12 protein-coding genes and 1 pseudogene are annotated in these 13,983 nt (G+C 73.1%); 9 read left to right on the plus strand and 4 right to left on the minus strand.

From position 1 onward, the window contains the following. Positions 1 to 59: 59 nt before the first annotated feature. The 3 genes from BJ958_RS29270 to hemQ are packed head-to-tail and all read left to right on the plus strand — an operon-like array spanning position 60 to position 3,526. Positions 60 to 2,123, plus strand: coding sequence for a histidine kinase (locus tag BJ958_RS29270; RefSeq protein WP_179729698.1), 2,064 nt, complete (start codon positions 60 to 62; stop codon positions 2,121 to 2,123). Continuing rightward, positions 2,120 to 2,779 carry a response regulator transcription factor gene (locus tag BJ958_RS26245; RefSeq protein WP_179729699.1) on the plus strand — a complete coding sequence of 220 codons (660 nt, stop codon included), beginning with the start codon at positions 2,120 to 2,122 and terminating at the stop codon, positions 2,777 to 2,779. Before BJ958_RS29270 ends, BJ958_RS26245 begins: the two co-directional genes overlap by 4 nt. Positions 2,780 to 2,800: 21 nt before the next feature. Further along, positions 2,801 to 3,526, plus strand: coding sequence for a hydrogen peroxide-dependent heme synthase (gene hemQ / locus BJ958_RS26250; RefSeq protein ID WP_179729700.1), 726 nt, complete (start codon positions 2,801 to 2,803; stop codon positions 3,524 to 3,526). 31 nt (positions 3,527 to 3,557) lie between these two features. Here the strand turns inward: hemQ and BJ958_RS28305 are convergent. Together BJ958_RS28305 and lysX are read right to left on the minus strand one after the other, a co-directional pair. After that, positions 3,558 to 4,178 (minus strand): annotated as a pseudogene (locus BJ958_RS28305) (DUF998 domain-containing protein); the annotation flags it as partial. Beyond that, the gene (gene lysX / locus BJ958_RS26255; RefSeq protein WP_179729701.1) at positions 4,172 to 7,441 is read right to left on the minus strand and encodes a bifunctional lysylphosphatidylglycerol synthetase/lysine--tRNA ligase LysX; all 3,270 of its coding nucleotides are present in this window, start codon (positions 7,439 to 7,441) and stop codon (positions 4,172 to 4,174) included. The pseudogene BJ958_RS28305 and the gene lysX, both read right to left, overlap by 7 nt. A 185-nt stretch (positions 7,442 to 7,626) precedes the next feature. Between lysX and BJ958_RS26260 the strand changes: the two genes are divergently transcribed. Genes BJ958_RS26260 through msrB form a run of 3 tightly spaced genes read left to right on the plus strand, consistent with a single transcriptional unit; the run spans position 7,627 to position 8,972 of the window. Next, complete coding sequence (locus BJ958_RS26260) at positions 7,627 to 8,076, plus strand: cysteine dioxygenase (RefSeq protein WP_179729702.1); 450 nt, start codon at positions 7,627 to 7,629, stop codon at positions 8,074 to 8,076. Beyond that, entirely contained in the window at positions 8,073 to 8,522 is a 450-nt protein-coding gene (locus BJ958_RS26265) for a rhodanese-like domain-containing protein (protein WP_343052813.1), read from the plus strand. Before BJ958_RS26260 ends, BJ958_RS26265 begins: the two co-directional genes overlap by 4 nt. Before the next feature lie 36 nt (positions 8,523 to 8,558). Continuing rightward, positions 8,559 to 8,972, plus strand: a complete 414-nt coding sequence (gene msrB, locus BJ958_RS26270) for a peptide-methionine (R)-S-oxide reductase MsrB (RefSeq protein WP_179729703.1) — start codon at positions 8,559 to 8,561, stop codon at positions 8,970 to 8,972. On the opposite strand, the gene BJ958_RS26275 is transcribed toward msrB, so the two are convergent. Beyond that, positions 8,935 to 9,684: a TetR/AcrR family transcriptional regulator gene (locus BJ958_RS26275; RefSeq protein WP_179729704.1), complete on the minus strand. Its 750-nt coding sequence runs from the start codon at positions 9,682 to 9,684 to the stop codon at positions 8,935 to 8,937. The two genes, msrB and BJ958_RS26275, sit on opposite strands and share 38 nt — an antisense overlap. A 104-nt stretch (positions 9,685 to 9,788) precedes the next feature. On the opposite strand from BJ958_RS26275, the gene BJ958_RS26280 reads away from it, so the two are divergent. Genes BJ958_RS26280 through BJ958_RS26290 form a run of 3 tightly spaced genes read left to right on the plus strand, consistent with a single transcriptional unit; the run spans position 9,789 to position 13,642 of the window. Next, a complete protein-coding gene (locus tag BJ958_RS26280) occupies positions 9,789 to 11,255 on the plus strand; it encodes an MFS transporter (protein WP_179729705.1) in 1,467 nt (488 codons plus the stop codon). A gap of 40 nt (positions 11,256 to 11,295) precedes the next feature. Continuing rightward, positions 11,296 to 12,522 (plus strand): zinc metallochaperone AztD, encoded by a 1,227-nt coding sequence (gene aztD / locus BJ958_RS26285; RefSeq protein ID WP_179729706.1) that lies wholly within the window; start codon positions 11,296 to 11,298, stop codon positions 12,520 to 12,522. A gap of 28 nt (positions 12,523 to 12,550) precedes the next feature. Beyond that, the gene (locus BJ958_RS26290; protein WP_179729707.1) at positions 12,551 to 13,642 is read left to right on the plus strand and encodes a DNA polymerase domain-containing protein; all 1,092 of its coding nucleotides are present in this window, start codon (positions 12,551 to 12,553) and stop codon (positions 13,640 to 13,642) included. Here the strand turns inward: BJ958_RS26290 and BJ958_RS26295 are convergent. After that, on the minus strand, positions 13,639 to 13,899 hold the full coding sequence (locus tag BJ958_RS26295) for a hypothetical protein (protein ID WP_179729708.1): 261 nt from the start codon (positions 13,897 to 13,899) through the stop codon (positions 13,639 to 13,641). The genes BJ958_RS26290 and BJ958_RS26295 overlap by 4 nt on opposite strands. Positions 13,900 to 13,983: the final 84 nt, after the last annotated feature.

The following is a 13,983-nucleotide window of genomic DNA, read 5'->3' on the forward strand; positions in this document are numbered from 1 at the left end:
AACCCATCAAAACAGCCGGTCCGCACCGTGGGGGTGCGGACCGGCTGCAGAATGTGCCGGTGACCGTGCCGGTGCCGCAGCAGGCCGACACCCGCCCGCGCGGCCTGAGGGCCGTCGCGGTCCTCGTCGTACCCGCCCTCTGCGTTGCCCTGGTCCCGCTCGGCGCGTGGCTCGACATGGGGGCTCCCGAGACCGGCCCGGGACCCGAGATCGCCGGCGGTCCCGGCTGGCCGTGGCAGAGCCTGGGCGCGGCTCTCGGCGTGCTCGCCGGCATCGTCCTGCTCCACGACCGGAGGCAGAAGTTCGGCTGGCTGCTGGCCTTCTCCGGGCTGTTCTGGGCGCTCGACGGGCTCTCGCAGAGCTACGTCCAGGCCGGGCTCGGCGCGAGCTCGGCCTGGCCGGGGATGACCTTCGCGCTCTGGTTCCTGCTCCGGTTCACCTCCTACCTCACCTCGGTGACCGCGGTCGTGCTGCTCGTCTTCCCGACCGGCCGGTTCCTGCCGGGCCGGTGGACGCCGGCGTCGTGGACCGCTGTCGCCGCGATGGCGCTCAGCGGCGTCGCCTTCATCGTCGTGCCGGCCGAGGGCGACCACGCCCTCGCCGACCTGCCGACCGGCGTCGACGCCGACCCGACCACGCTCGGCTTCCTCACCGGCCACGAGCCGTTGGTCTCCTCGCTCGGCGTCGCGCTCGGCGCCGCCGGGTTCGTCTTCTCCCTGCTCACCGTGGTCGTGCGCTACCGGCGCTCACACGGCCTCGAGCGCGACCGGATGCGCTGGCTGCTGTGGAGCGTCGTGGTCATCGTGGCCGTCGTCGTGGTGACCCTCGCGGTCGACGTCCCGGGAGGCAGCTTCCTCGGTGCGGTCTCCGCCGCCGTCGTGCCCCCGGCTGCGATGACCGTCGCCATCGTCCGGCCCACCCTGGTCCCGATCCAGGACCTGCTCAGCCGCACGGTCGTGCTCGCCGCGATCCTCGTCGTGCTGGTCGCCACCGACGCTGCCGTGCTCGGCATGCTCACCCTCGTCCTCGACGACGAGCTGACCCAGGCCCAGGTCGTCGCGGTCGTGCTGGTCGTCTCGGTCGTGCTCTACGGCCCGCTGCGCCAGCGGCTCTCCGCCGGCATCCGTCGGGTGATGCTCGGCGAGCGCGGCAACAGGTACGACGCCGTGGCCGGCCTCGCCTCGACGCTGGAGAACACCGACGACACCGTCGAGCAGCTCGCCGCCGTCGCCCGCGCCGTGGCCTCCGCGTTCGCCGTCCCGTTCGTCAGCGTCGAGGTCGACCGCGGCCACGGCGAGCGGCTCGTGACGACCTTCGGTGACCGGCCGGCCGAGGTCCGCACGCTGCCGATCACCTGGCGCGACACCACCATCGGGCGTCTGGTCCTCCCGGCCAGGGGCCTGCGCAGCCGGCTCTCCGTGCGCGACGAGGAGCTGCTCGGCGACCTGGTGCGCCAGGCCGCCACCGCCGCCCGCACCAGCCAGCTCGCCGAGGAGGTCCAGCGCAGCCGCGAGCGGCTGGTCACCGCCCGCGAGGAGGAGCGGCGCCGGATCCGGCGCGACCTGCACGACGGCTTCGGTCCCGCGCTGAGCGGCATCGTCTTCCAGCTCGAGGCGGCCCGGATGACCGTCGACCGGGACCCGGCCCGGGCCCGCGGCCAGCTCGAGACGATCAGCTCGCAGGTGCAGGAGGTCGTCGCCGACGTACGACGCCTCGTGCACGACCTGCGTCCGCCGGCCCTCGACGACCGCGGCCTGGTCGGTGCCCTCCGGCAGCAGGCCGAGCACCTCGCCGTACCTCTCGACGTGACGGCCCCCGACGACCTCCGGCTCCCGGCGGCGGTCGAGGTCGCGGCGTACCGGATCGCGGGGGAGGCGCTCACCAACGTCGCCCGGCACGCCGACGCGAACGGTGTCCGACTGCTGGTCGAGACCGCCGACGACACCCTGGTGCTCGAGGTCGCCGACGACGGCCGCGGCATCCCCGCCGACCGGGCCGCCGGCGTCGGGCTCGCCAGCCTGCGCGAGCGGGCCGCCGAGCTCGGCGGCACCACCACCATCTCCAGCCCCCCGGGCGGCGGCACCGTCGTCCGGGCCCGACTTCCCCTGAGGAGCCCTGCATGAGCACCCCGATCCGCGTGGTCGTCGTCGACGACCACCAGATCGTCCGCGACGGACTCACCTCGCTGCTCGGCGCGCTCGACGGCATCGAGGTCGTCGGCTCCGCCTCCGACGGTCGCGAGGCGCTGCACGTCGTCGAGGACACCGCGCCCGACCTGGTGGTCATGGACATCCAGATGCCGCACCTCGACGGCATCGAGGCGACCCGGTTCCTCACCGGCCGCAACCCCGCGCTGCGGGTGGTCATGCTGACCATGAACGAGGACGACGACACGGTGCTCAGCGCGATCCGCGCCGGGGCGTGCGGCTACCTGCTCAAGGGCGCCGGCGCCGACGAGGTGCAGCACGCGATCCGCTCGGCCGCCGCCGGCGGGATGGTGTTCGGCGCCAGCCTCGCCGCCAAGGTCGCCGGCTTCTTCGCCGGTGCCCTCCCGACCCAGCGCGCCGACGACGACCCCTTCCCCGAGCTCAGCGAGCGCGAGCGGGACGTGCTCCAGCGCATCGCCGCGGGCCGGTCCAACGACGAGATCGCGGCCGCCCTCTACGTCTCCAACAAGACCGTGCGCAACACGGTCTCGGCCATCTACGCCAAGCTGCACGCCACCGGCCGTGCCGACGCCATCGTCAAGGCCCGGGAGGCGGGCTACGGTCGCGACTGAGGTGTCGGCACAATGGGAGGCATGTCGGACCCCCAGGCGCACATCCAGAGCAACGCGGCGAAGATCAACGAGCTCAACGACACCATCCGCTTCACCATGTGGTCGGTGTTCCGGCTCGAGCAGACGCTCGGTCCCGACGAGGTCGTTCGCAAGGACGAGACCGCCGAGCTGGAGGCCTTCCTCGCCGAGCTGGCCGCCGAGGACGTCGTCGTCCGTGGCCTGTACGACGTCGCGGGGCTGCGCGCCGACGCCGACCTGATGGTCTGGTGGCACGCCGCCGACAGCGACCAGCTGCAGGGCGCCTACCACCGGCTGCGCCGTACCGCCTTCGGGTCGCGGCTCGCCCCGGTCTGGTCGCAGATGGCACTGCACCGCCCCGCGGAGTTCAACCGCAGCCACCTGCCGGCGTTCCTCGCCGACGAGCGTGCCCACGCGTACGCCGCGGTCTACCCCTTCGTCCGCTCCTACGAGTGGTACCTCCTCGAGGACGCCGAGCGCCGCCGCCTGCTCGCCGAGCACGGCCAGATGGCCCGCGGCTACCCCGACGTGCGCGCCAACACCGTCCCCAGCTTCGCGCTCGGCGACTACGAGTGGATCCTCGCCTTCGAGGCCGACGACCTCACCCGGATCGTCGACCTGATGCGTCACCTGCGCGGCTCGGAGACTCGCCGCCACGTGCGCGAGGAGGTGCCGTTCTACACCGGTCGCCGCGTCGAGGTCGCCGAGCTGCTGACCCGGCTGCCCTGAGCACCAGCCAGCTCGGCGCCGCGGCCAGCCACACGGCGGTGAGGCTCACGCCGAGCCGCTGGACCAGGCCGAGGTAGGCCGCGCTGCCGTTGAGCAGCAGGGTCGCGGTCAGCACGGCGTCGATCGCGCCGCACAGCGCGGCGCCGACTCCCACGGCCAGCAGGACGAGCCGGCGCCGGTCCGCACCGTGGCGGCGCAGCGCGAGGCTGCAGGTCACCAGCACCACCAGGAAGGCGAGCGTCTCCAGGAAGCTGGACACGCCGTGCGGCTCGCTCACCTTGGCCCACCACGCCCCGGTGCCGGGGTCGGGGAGCGCCGCGCCGAAGGTGTACGACGTCGACAGCGGCACCGCCGCCTCGAAGACCGCGCACACCGAGAGCACGACGAGCGGGGCCCAGACCGCGGCACAGCGCCGGGTCAGGACCCACGACAACGCCGCCCCGGCCCCCAGAGCGACGCCGGCGACGACGTCGGCGATCCGGAACACGCGGTGGTGGGGCTGGCCGAGCGCGGACAGCTCGCTGATGAAGCTGGTGCGCAGGTCGGCGTCGACCGGGAGGACGAGCTGGAGCACCCAGTCGGCGTACCCGAGGCCGCCGACCACCAGGAGCGTGATCGCCAGCCACTGAAGGCGGCTGGGCGGCGTCACCACGCGGTCTCCTCGGCGTCGGGGCGCACCAGCGGGAAGGTCACCGTCGAGCGGATCGGGTCGCCCGACAGCAGCATGAGCAGCCGGTCGACGCCCATGCCGAGGCCGCCCGTCGGTGGCATGCCGACCTCCAGCGACTGGAGGAACAGCTCGTCGGTGACCATCGCCTCGGGATCGCCGCCGGCGGCGAGCAGGGACTGCGCCTCGAGGCGCCGGCGCTGCTCGACCGGGTCGGTCAGCTCGCTGTACGCCGTGGCGAGCTCCATCCCGAGCACGACCAGGTCCCAGCGTTCCGCGAGCGCGGGGTTGTCGTCGCGCGAGCGCGTCAGCGGGCACACCGAGGTCGGGAAGTCGGTGTAGAAGGTCGGCGCCACCGTCGTCGGCTCGACGAGCGCCTCGTAGAGCTCGAGCACGACCTGGTCGGCGCTCAGCCCGGCTCCCGCGATGCCGTGGGCAGCGGCCAGCTCGCGCAGGTCCTCGACCGGCGTCGCCCCGTCGACGCGGACGCCGAGCGCCGCCGACACCGCGTCGTGCACGGTCCGCACCGTCCAGGTGCCGTCGATCGGCAGCTCGTGCTCCTGGCCGTCCGCGTCGCGGTGCACCAGGACGGGCCGGCCGTGCACCGCGGTGGCCGCGGTGGTCACCAGCTCCTGGCACAGGTGCCGCATCGTCGTGTAGTCGCCGTGGGCGTCGTACGCCTCGAGCGCGGTGAACTCCGGGTTGTGGGTGCGGTCGGCGCCCTCGTTGCGGAAGACCCGGCCCATCTCGTAGACCCGCTCGACGCCGCCGACGCACAGCCGCTTGAGGTAGAGCTCGGGGGCGATCCGCAAGGAGAGCGGCAGGTCGTAGGCGTTGCTGTAGGTGGCGAACGGGCGGGCGTTGGCGCCGCCGTGGACCGTGTGCAGGACCGGCGTCTCGACCTCGAGGTAGTCCTGCCCGTGGAGGGTCTCGCGGATCGCGCGCAGCACCTCGGCCCGGCGCCGGAGGTGCTCGCGGGCGCTGTCGTTCATGGCGAGGTCGAGGTGGCGCTGGCGGACGCGGAGCTCGGGTGCCATCGGGCCGTTCACGTGCCCCGGCAGCGGGTGGAGGCACTTCGCGAGCATCCGCCAGGAGGTGGCGAGCACCGACCGCTCGCCGCTGCGGCTGGTGCCGACGGTGCCGTGCAGCTCGACGAGGTCGCCGAGGTCGCAGTCCCCGACGAAGACCTCGAGGGCCGGCGCGAGGTCGTCGGCCTCCAGGACGCATTGCACGCAGCCGTGCCAGTCGCGAAGCTCCACGAACACGACCCCGCCGTGGTCGCGGATCGCCACCAGCCGGCCGGCCACGGTCACCGCCGTCCCGTCCTCGGCCGCGAGGGCCGCGGCGGTCGAGGTCGGCCGCTCCCCGGCCGCCGGGTACGGCGCCCGCCCGGCCTGGGCCATCGACGACATCCGGTCCAGGCGGATCCGCACCTGCTCGGGCCGGCGCCGGCCTCGGGCGCGCAGCTCCTGGTGTGCCTCGACGGCCGCCACGATCTCGTCGGCCCGCTCCGGGGAGAGGTGCTCGGGCTCCAGCGGCCGCCGGGTCCGGATCCGCTCCGGGACGTCGATGAAGCCCTCGGCGATGCCGGCCGCGACGCCGACGCGGGGGATCATCCGCGCGTCGTCGTAGCACAGGAACCGGGGGAACCAGGCGGGCTCGTACTTCACGTTCGAGCGGTAGAGGGCCTCGAGCTGCCACCAGCGCGACAGCACGAGGAGCACCCGCCGCCAGCCCCGGAGCAGCGGGCCCGCGCCGATCCGCCCGCCCTCCTCGAAGACGGAGCGCAGGACCGCGAAGTTCAGCGAGATCCGGGCGATCCGGTGCTCGGAGCCGTGCTCGGCGATCGTGCTCACGAGGAACTCGATCACGCCGTTGGGGCCGTCGGGATCGCGCCGCATCAGGTCGAGCGAGATGCCGGACGTGCCCCACGGCACGAACGACAGCAGCGCGAGCACCGAGCCGTCGGGCGCCAGCGCCTCGGCGAGCAGGCACTCGCCGTCGGCCGGGTCGCCGAGACGACCCAGTGCCATCGAGAAGCCGCGCTCCGGCTCGTCGCCGCGCCACGCGTCGGCGAGCCGTCGCACCTGCTCCATCTCCTCGGGTGAGACCTGGTGGTGACGGCGGATCCGGACGGTCAGCCCGTGGCGCCGGGCCCGTCGTACGGCGCGCTGGATGGCCGGCAGCCGTGGCCGGCGCTGGTTGAAGTCGGCGACCTCGATGATCGCCTCGTCGCCGAGCTGCAGGGCGGTCAGCCCCGCCCGCTCGTAGTGGTGGGCGGCGCGCTCGCTCGCCCCGAGCACGGCGGGGGACCAGCCGTGGTCGCGCGCGAGCTGCTGCCAGCGGGCGATCGCGTCGGGCCACGACCCGACGTCGCCGATCGGGTCACCGCTGGCCAGGCACACGCCGACCTCGACCCGGTGCAGGACGACGGCCCGGCCGTCCTCGGAGAACACGGCGGCCTTGTCGCGGCGGGTCGCGAAGTAGCCGAGCGAGTCGTGGCGCCCGTACTCGTCGAGCAGCGCGCGCACCGCGCGCTCCTCGGGGGCCGTCAGCTTCGCGCGCATCGCCTGGGACTGGAACACGACGGCGAACGCGCCGAGCAGCGAGACGCCGCCGAGGAACCCGATCAGGTCGCTCACCCAGTCGTCCGGCCGGCCGTCGAACGCACGCGGGCCGATCACGCCACCGGTGGCGCGGTTGAGCGACCAGAGCAGCCGCTGGTCGCCCGGCAGGGTGCCGTGGAAGAGCTGGAGGAGGAGGAAGCCCAGGCCGATGCTCAGCAGCAGGCACGGCACGAGGACGGCGACCGCCTTGAGCACCGATCGCGACCGGACGCGGGTGTTGAACCCGTTGCGCGCGAGCAGCACCACGACGAGCAGCAGGGTGGCGACCGCGACCGCGACGTTGCTGCGGGGGCGGGCGGTGAACTCGCCCAGGGCGTCGGCCAGGTTGATGACCAGGACCCCGACCAGGATCCGCCAGCCCGCGCGCTTCCCGGTGCTCAGGGCGGCGGCGAGCAGCGCCAGGAAGGTGGCGTAGGCGAGGTTCGGCAGGATCAGCAGGACGTTCTCGCTGACGACGGTCAACGGCTCGCGCAACCCGTGGCGCAGCGAGGGGACCAGGCCGGCGACCGCGCAGACACCGGCCCACACGGCGACCAGGGTCGCGCTCGTCGACGGCACCGTGCGGACCAGGAGCTCGCGGAAGCCGGTCAGCCGGGCGGGAGCGACTGCTGGTCGAGACACCCGGGAACCCTACGACTCCGACCCCGGCTCGTCTCGTTTGCAAAGTCTATTGACTTAGTGCACTATGGATCCATGACCACCTCCCTCCCAGTCCTGCGTGGCACCCTCCGGGCGTCCGGGCTGTGTTGTCGCTGCTGTTGATCCGCCCCACCCGATCCAGCACCCACAACCCCCGGAGGACCCCCATGACCCAGCTCGCCGTCCTGCCCCTGCTCGAGGTCGTTCGCAACCACGCGGCCGACCCCGACCTGCTCCACCTGCTCGACCACGACCCGCACGAGCGCTCGTGGATCCGCCTGCTCACCACCGAGGACTACGAGCTCTGGCTGATCTCGTGGCCCGCCGGCGCCGCCACCGACTGGCACGACCACGGCTCGTCGTCCGGTGCCTTCACCGTCCTGGAGGGCCAGCTCACCGAGCACACCTTCGACGGCGGGCTCCAGCTGATCGACCTGGGTCCCGGCGACGGCAAGGCGTTCGGCGCGGGCTACGCGCACGACGTCCGCAATGCGACGGACCGCCCCGCCCTCTCGCTGCACGCGTACTCGCCGCGGCTGCACACCATGACCCGGTTCAAGTTCCACGGCGACCGGCTCGAGGTGCTCGGCGTCGAGCGCGCGGGGGAGGAGTGGTGAGCGCCCTGACCGCGGTGCCCGCGCCTGCGCCCGTCGCCTCCCCTGTCCGGTACGACGGCGTCGACGCCCTCCTCGCCGACGCCCGGTCCCGGCTCGACCGGATCAGCGCCCGGGCCGCCTTCCAGGAGCTGGTCGCCCTCGGTGCCCTGCTCGTCGACATCCGGCCCGCAGCCCAGCGGGCCCGCGAGGGCGAGGTCGCCCGCTGGCTGCCCGCCCTCGTCGTCGAGCGCAACGTGCTCGAGTGGCGCTTCGACCCGCGCAGTGACGCCCGGCTGCCCGAGGCGTCGTACGACCGACGGGTGATCGTGCTGTGCCAGGAGGGCTACACCTCCTCGCTCGCCGCCGACGCGCTGCGCAGCATCGGCATCGAGCGGGCCACCGACGTGATCGGCGGGTTCGCGGCCTGGCGCGAGGCCGGGATGCCGGTCTCCGGCGTCGCCGCCTGAGCGTCGTCGCGAGGGCTGCTGAGTACGCTGAAGGACATGGCATACGAGGTCGAGAAGACGGACGAGGAGTGGCGCGCCGAGCTGACTCCCGAGGAGTACCAGGTGCTCCGCAAGGCCGGCACCGAGCGGGCCTTCACCGGTGAGTACACCGACACCGAGACCAAGGGCGTCTACCGCTGCAAGGCCTGCCAGGCCAAGCTGTTCGAGTCCGACACGAAGTTCCACTCCGGGTGTGGCTGGCCGAGCTTCTACCAGCCGATCAGCGACACCATCGAGTACATCGAGGACAACTCGCACGGCATGAAGCGGGTCGAGGTGCGCTGCGCCAACTGCGGCTCGCACCTCGGCCACGTCTTCCCCGACGGCTACGGCACGCCCACGGGAGACCGGTACTGCATCAACTCGATCAGCCTCAGCCTCGAGCCGGCCGACGAGGTCGACCGGGGCTGACCGCCTGGCGGACCAGGCCGAGGACCAGCAGGTCCAGGCCGGCGGCGAACTGGGCGAGGTCGTCGTGCCGGCGGAACTGGTCCGCCATCGAGCGGATCCACGGGAGGTCGTCGTACGCCTCGCCCTGCCAGCGCTCGACGATGCGGTCGAGCTGCTCCTCCTGCGACAGCGTGGGGTCGACCGCGTCGTCCTGCGCCGACATCTCGGCGGCGACGCCGACGACGTAGCCCGTGATCGCGGTGCTGCCGTGGAACTGCTGGCGCGGGGAGAGGCCCATGGCCGCCAGGGCCCGGCCGACCTGCTCCCACACCCGCAGGGCGTTGGGACGGTCCGCGCCGCCCAGCCGTGACTGCGCCGCGAGCCACGGGTGCTCGTCCATCTGTGCGAACAGCGCCAGCGAGATCCGGCGCACCGTCGCCGCCGCCTCGAGCACCACCGCGTCGTCGGTGTCGAGCTCGACCTCCATCGGCGGCATGGGTGCGTCGTCCGCGGTCAGCGCGCGCCCGATCAGGGTGTCGCAGGCCAGGTCCAGCAGCTCGGCCTTGCCGGCGACGTACCAGTAGATGCTGCCCAGGCCGCCGCCCAGCTCGGCGGCCAGGCCGCGCAGGGTGAGGCCGCTGGTGCCGTCGCGGTCGAGCATCGCGATCGCGGTGTCGACGATCTGGTCGAGCGAGTGGGTCGCGCGGCGGGTCGTCCGAGGGCGTCCTGGCATGCCCTCAGCCTAGGGCGAGTTGACATTCTCGAACAACGTTCTATTCTCGAACAGGGTTCGAATCGAACGTCGTTCGAGAATCCTCGTCCTGAAGGGAGGCCGCCATGACCGCCACCACCGCGTCTCCGACGCCCACCACGCCGCGCGCCGCGAAGCCCACCACGCTCCGCGCCGCCGCGCCGGCGATCCTCGCCCTGTGCCTGACCATGCTCGTGGAGATGGTCGACAACTCCGTGCTGTCTGTCGCGCTGCCGACGATCGGCCGCGACCTCCCCGTCGGACCCACCGGCCTGCAGTGGATCGTCGGCGCCTACTCGCTCACCTTCGGCGGACTGTTGATGGTCGGCGGCACGCTCGGCGACAGGCTGGGGCGCCGCCGCACGCTGCTCGTCGGCATCGCCGGCTTCGGGCTGGCGTCCTCGCTCGTCGTGCTCGCGACCGAGTCGTGGCAGCTGATCGGCGTGCGTGCTCTGTGCGGCGTGTTCGCCGCCCTCATCGCACCCGGCACCATGTCCCTCGTCTTCCGGCTCTTCGACGACGACGAGCTGCGCCGGCGCGCGATCGGGCTGATCGTCAGTGTCGCGATGGTGGGCGTGATGGTCGGGCCGGTCCTGGGCGGCCTCGCCGTCAGCCACCTGCCGTGGCAGGCGCTGCTCGTGGTCAACGCCCCGGTCGCCGCCATTGCCTTCTGGGGGGTCGCCCGCGGCATCCCTGTCGACGACCCGGCCGAGCGTCGTACCGGTGGCGCGGACGTGCCCGGAGCCGTGCTCTCGGTCGCGATGCTCGGCCTGATCCTGTTCACCTTCACGCTCGGCGTCGACGCCGGCTGGACCGCGCCGGTCACTGTCGTCACGGCGAGCGCCGCGCTGGCGGCGGGCGTCGGCTTCGTGCTGCGCGAGCGCGCCGCGGCCGATCCGATGCTCGACCTGCGCCTGCTCGGCCGTCGCACCGTGCGCGGCAGCGCGATCCTGCAGACCGGCGTGATGGTCGCGATGGTCGGCGTCATGTTCGCCGCGACCCAGCTGTTCCAGTTCGCCTGGGGCTGGACGCCGCTGCAGGCCGGCCTGGGCACGCTGCCGATGGTCGCCGGCATGTTCGTCTCCGGGCCGGTCACCGATGCGCTCGTCGCCCGCCTCGGCCACCGGGCCACCGCCCTGGCCGGCAGCACGTCGCTGCTGGTCTCCCTGGCCGTCGAGTACGTCGCCCTCGGCGCCGGCTACCCGGTCTTCGCCGCCGGCATGGTGCTGCTCGCGGTGGCGGCGCGGATGGTGATGACGACGTCGGCGGTCGCGCTGATCGAGGCGCTCCCTGAGGACCACACCGGCATCGGCTCGGCCCTCAACGACACGGCCCAGGAGATCGGCAACGTCTTCGGTGTCGCCGTGGTCGGCACCGTCACCGCGGCCGTCATGGGCACCATGCTGCCGAGCGGGCGCTGGAGTGCCGCGGTGGTCGAGGAGTTCCTGCGCAGCCAGCGGATCGGGTTCGCGATCCTGGCCGGCCTGGTCGCCGTGATCACCGTGGTGGGCGGGCGCACCCTGACCGCCTCGAGGTCGACCGACGAGCACTGAGACTTGACCTGTTCCTGAATTGCATATGAGAATCATTCTCATGTTGATCCGATCCGGTGTCCCCGTCGTCCTCGGTGCCCTCGTCCTCGCCGCGTGCGGAGCCGAGCAGTCCACCCGCCCGTCGTCCTCCCCGTCACCGTCCGCCGGTGCGTCCGCGGCGGCGACGGAGGTGGACGGTCCGCGGCCCCGTCTCGCGATGACGTACGACGGCGGGGTGCTCGTCCTCGACGCCCGGACGGGGGAGGTGCTGCTCGACGAGGAGCGGGAGGGCTTCCTCCGCCTCAACCCCGCGGGGGACGGGCGCCACGTGCTCGTGTCCGGCGCCGGTGGGCTCACGGCACTCGACACGGGGGCCTGGACCGACGAGCACGGCGACCACGGCCACTCGTGGACGGGCGAGCCCCGGGTGACGGGCTTCAGGATCGAGGCCGAGGAGCCCGGGCACGTCGTGGCGCACCACGGCCGGACCACGGTCTTCGACGACGGCACCGGTGCGATCACGGCCTTCGACCCCGCCGACCTGGCGGACGGCACGCCGGAGGTCGAGACCTTCCGCGCCGCCGAGGCGCACCACGGCGTCGCCGTGCAGGACGGGCACGGCAACCCGATGATGACCGTGGGCGACGAGGAGTCGCGCTCCGGGATCCGCGTGGTCACGGCGGCCGGCAACGAGCTGGCCTCGTCCGACGAGTGCCCGGGCGTGCACGGCGAGGCGTTCGCCGGCGACGTCGCCCTGTTCGGCTGCGAGGACGGCGTGCTGCTCGTCGACGGACGCGAGGTCACCAAGATCGCCTCCCCCGACCCGTACGGCCGCATCGGCAACCAGGCCGGGCACGACACGTCGCCGTACGTGCTCGGCGACTACAAGGTCGACGCCGACGCCGAGCTCGAGCGACCGACCCGGGTCTCGCTCATCGACACCCGCGACGCCTCGCTGCGGCTGCTCGACCTGCCGGCCAGCTACAGCTTCCGCTCCCTGGGGCGCACGCCCGACGGCGACGCGCTGGTGCTCGGCACCGACGGGGCCCTGCACGTCATCGACGTCGCGGCTGCCCGGCTCAGCGCCTCCGTCCCCGTCGTCGCGGCCTGGCGGGAGCCGAAGGACTGGCAGCAGCCGCGACCGCTGCTCGAGGTGGTCGGGAGCACGGCATACGTCACCGAGCCCGCCACCCGGCAGGTCCACGTCGTCGACCTCGCCAGCCACCGCGTCGTCGACAGCATCGAGCTCCCGCAGGTCCCGGTCGAGCTCCGCGGCGTCAGCGGCTGAGCGCGAGGGCGTGTCCTAGGCTCGCCGCATGGCGAAGACCGCGGCGGCGATGGTCCAGGCAGGCGACCGCGAGGTCCGGGTGTCGAGCCCGGACCGGGTGATCTACGAGGCGACCGAGCGCACGCCCGAGGTCACCAAGCTGATGGTCGCCGAGTACTTCGTCGCGGTCGAGGACGGCCTGATGCGTGCCCTGCGCGACCGGCCGACCGCGCTCGAGCGCTGGCCCGACGGCTACCGCGAGGGCTTCCGGCTCTCCACCGGGTACGGCGACGACGGCGAGGGCTTCTACCAAAAGCGCGTCCCCAAGGGGGCTCCCGACTTCCTCGAGCCGGTGCGGATCACCTTCCCGTCCGGCCGCACCGCCGAGGAGATCTGCCCGACCGAGATCGCCGTACCCGTCTGGTGCGCCCAGATGGGCACCCTCACCTTCCACCCGTGGCCGGTACGACGCGCCGACGTCGACCACCCCGACGAGCTGCGCATCGACTTCGACCCCCAGCCCGGCACGACGTTCGGCGACGCCGTCCGCGTCGCCGGGGTCGCGCGCGAGCTCCTCGAGGAGCTCGGCCTGCAGGGCTACCCGAAGACCTCCGGCAACCGCGGCGTCCACGTCTACGTCCGGATCGAGCCGCGCTGGGAGTTCACCGACGTGCGGCACGCCGCGATCGCCTTCGGCCGCGAGCTGGCCAAGCGCGACCAGCAGGTCACCACGGCGTGGTGGAAGGAGGAGCGCGGCGAGCGGATCTTCATCGACTTCAACCAGAACAACCGCGACCGGACCATCGCGTCGGCGTACTCGCTGCGACCCAAGCCCGGCGCTCCGGTGTCGACCCCGATGACCTGGTCGGAGCTCGCGGCGGCGACCGACCCCGGTGCGTACAACCTGTTCACCGTTCCCGAGCGGGTGGCCGACGGCGACCCGTGGGCGGGGATCGACGACACGTCGTACTCCCTTGAGCCCCTGCTCGACCTGTGGGACCAGCAGGTCGCCGACGGCGAGGGCGAGCTGAACTTCCCGCCGGACTACCCGAAGATGCCGGGGGAGCCACCGCGCGTGCAGCCGAGCAAGAAGGTCGCCGAGCACTGGGACGCGGACGGCAACCGGGTCGAGGGGTCCTAGAGCCCCCGCACGACCTCCACCTCGCACAACCGGGCGAGGTCACCGCGCACCTGCCGGTCGAGGTGCGGGGTCTCCTCCGCGAGCATCAGGAGCACGACCTCGCGCACCGCGCGGCCGGGGTGCGCGATCGCCAGCGAGCGGACCGCGTCGACCGCACCGTCGCACACGTCGAGGGCGCCGTCCCGGTCGGCCGGCGCGAGGTGCGCGCCCGCGAGCGCCTCCAGGAGGCGGACGTCCAGGGTGTGCAGGACCGACATGACCGGACAACGACCTCCCTGGTGGGCGCGTTACGACGCTCCTCCAGCATCGTCTCGTCGACCGGGGGCGGCAACCTCGCAATT

Origin of the sequence: Nocardioides kongjuensis (assembly GCF_013409625.1) — a bacterium.
Classification (GTDB): domain Bacteria; phylum Actinomycetota; class Actinomycetes; order Propionibacteriales; family Nocardioidaceae; genus Nocardioides; species Nocardioides kongjuensis.

Excerpts from the sequence above, each read along its gene's own strand:
- BJ958_RS26245 (WP_179729699.1), top strand. The coding sequence starts at position 2,120 with ATGAGCACCCCGATCCGCGTGGTCGTCGTCGACGACCACCAGATCGTC.
- hemQ (WP_179729700.1), top strand. The coding sequence starts at position 2,801 with ATGTCGGACCCCCAGGCGCACATCCAGAGCAACGCGGCGAAGATCAAC.
- BJ958_RS26260 (WP_179729702.1), top strand. The coding sequence starts at position 7,627 with ATGACCCAGCTCGCCGTCCTGCCCCTGCTCGAGGTCGTTCGCAACCAC.
- msrB (WP_179729703.1), top strand. The coding sequence starts at position 8,559 with ATGGCATACGAGGTCGAGAAGACGGACGAGGAGTGGCGCGCCGAGCTG.
- BJ958_RS26275 (WP_179729704.1), bottom strand. The coding sequence starts at position 9,684 with ATGCCAGGACGCCCTCGGACGACCCGCCGCGCGACCCACTCGCTCGAC.
- BJ958_RS26280 (WP_179729705.1), top strand. The coding sequence starts at position 9,789 with ATGACCGCCACCACCGCGTCTCCGACGCCCACCACGCCGCGCGCCGCG.
- aztD (WP_179729706.1), top strand. The coding sequence starts at position 11,296 with ATGTTGATCCGATCCGGTGTCCCCGTCGTCCTCGGTGCCCTCGTCCTC.
- BJ958_RS26290 (WP_179729707.1), top strand. The coding sequence starts at position 12,551 with ATGGCGAAGACCGCGGCGGCGATGGTCCAGGCAGGCGACCGCGAGGTC.
- BJ958_RS26295 (WP_179729708.1), bottom strand. The coding sequence starts at position 13,899 with ATGTCGGTCCTGCACACCCTGGACGTCCGCCTCCTGGAGGCGCTCGCG.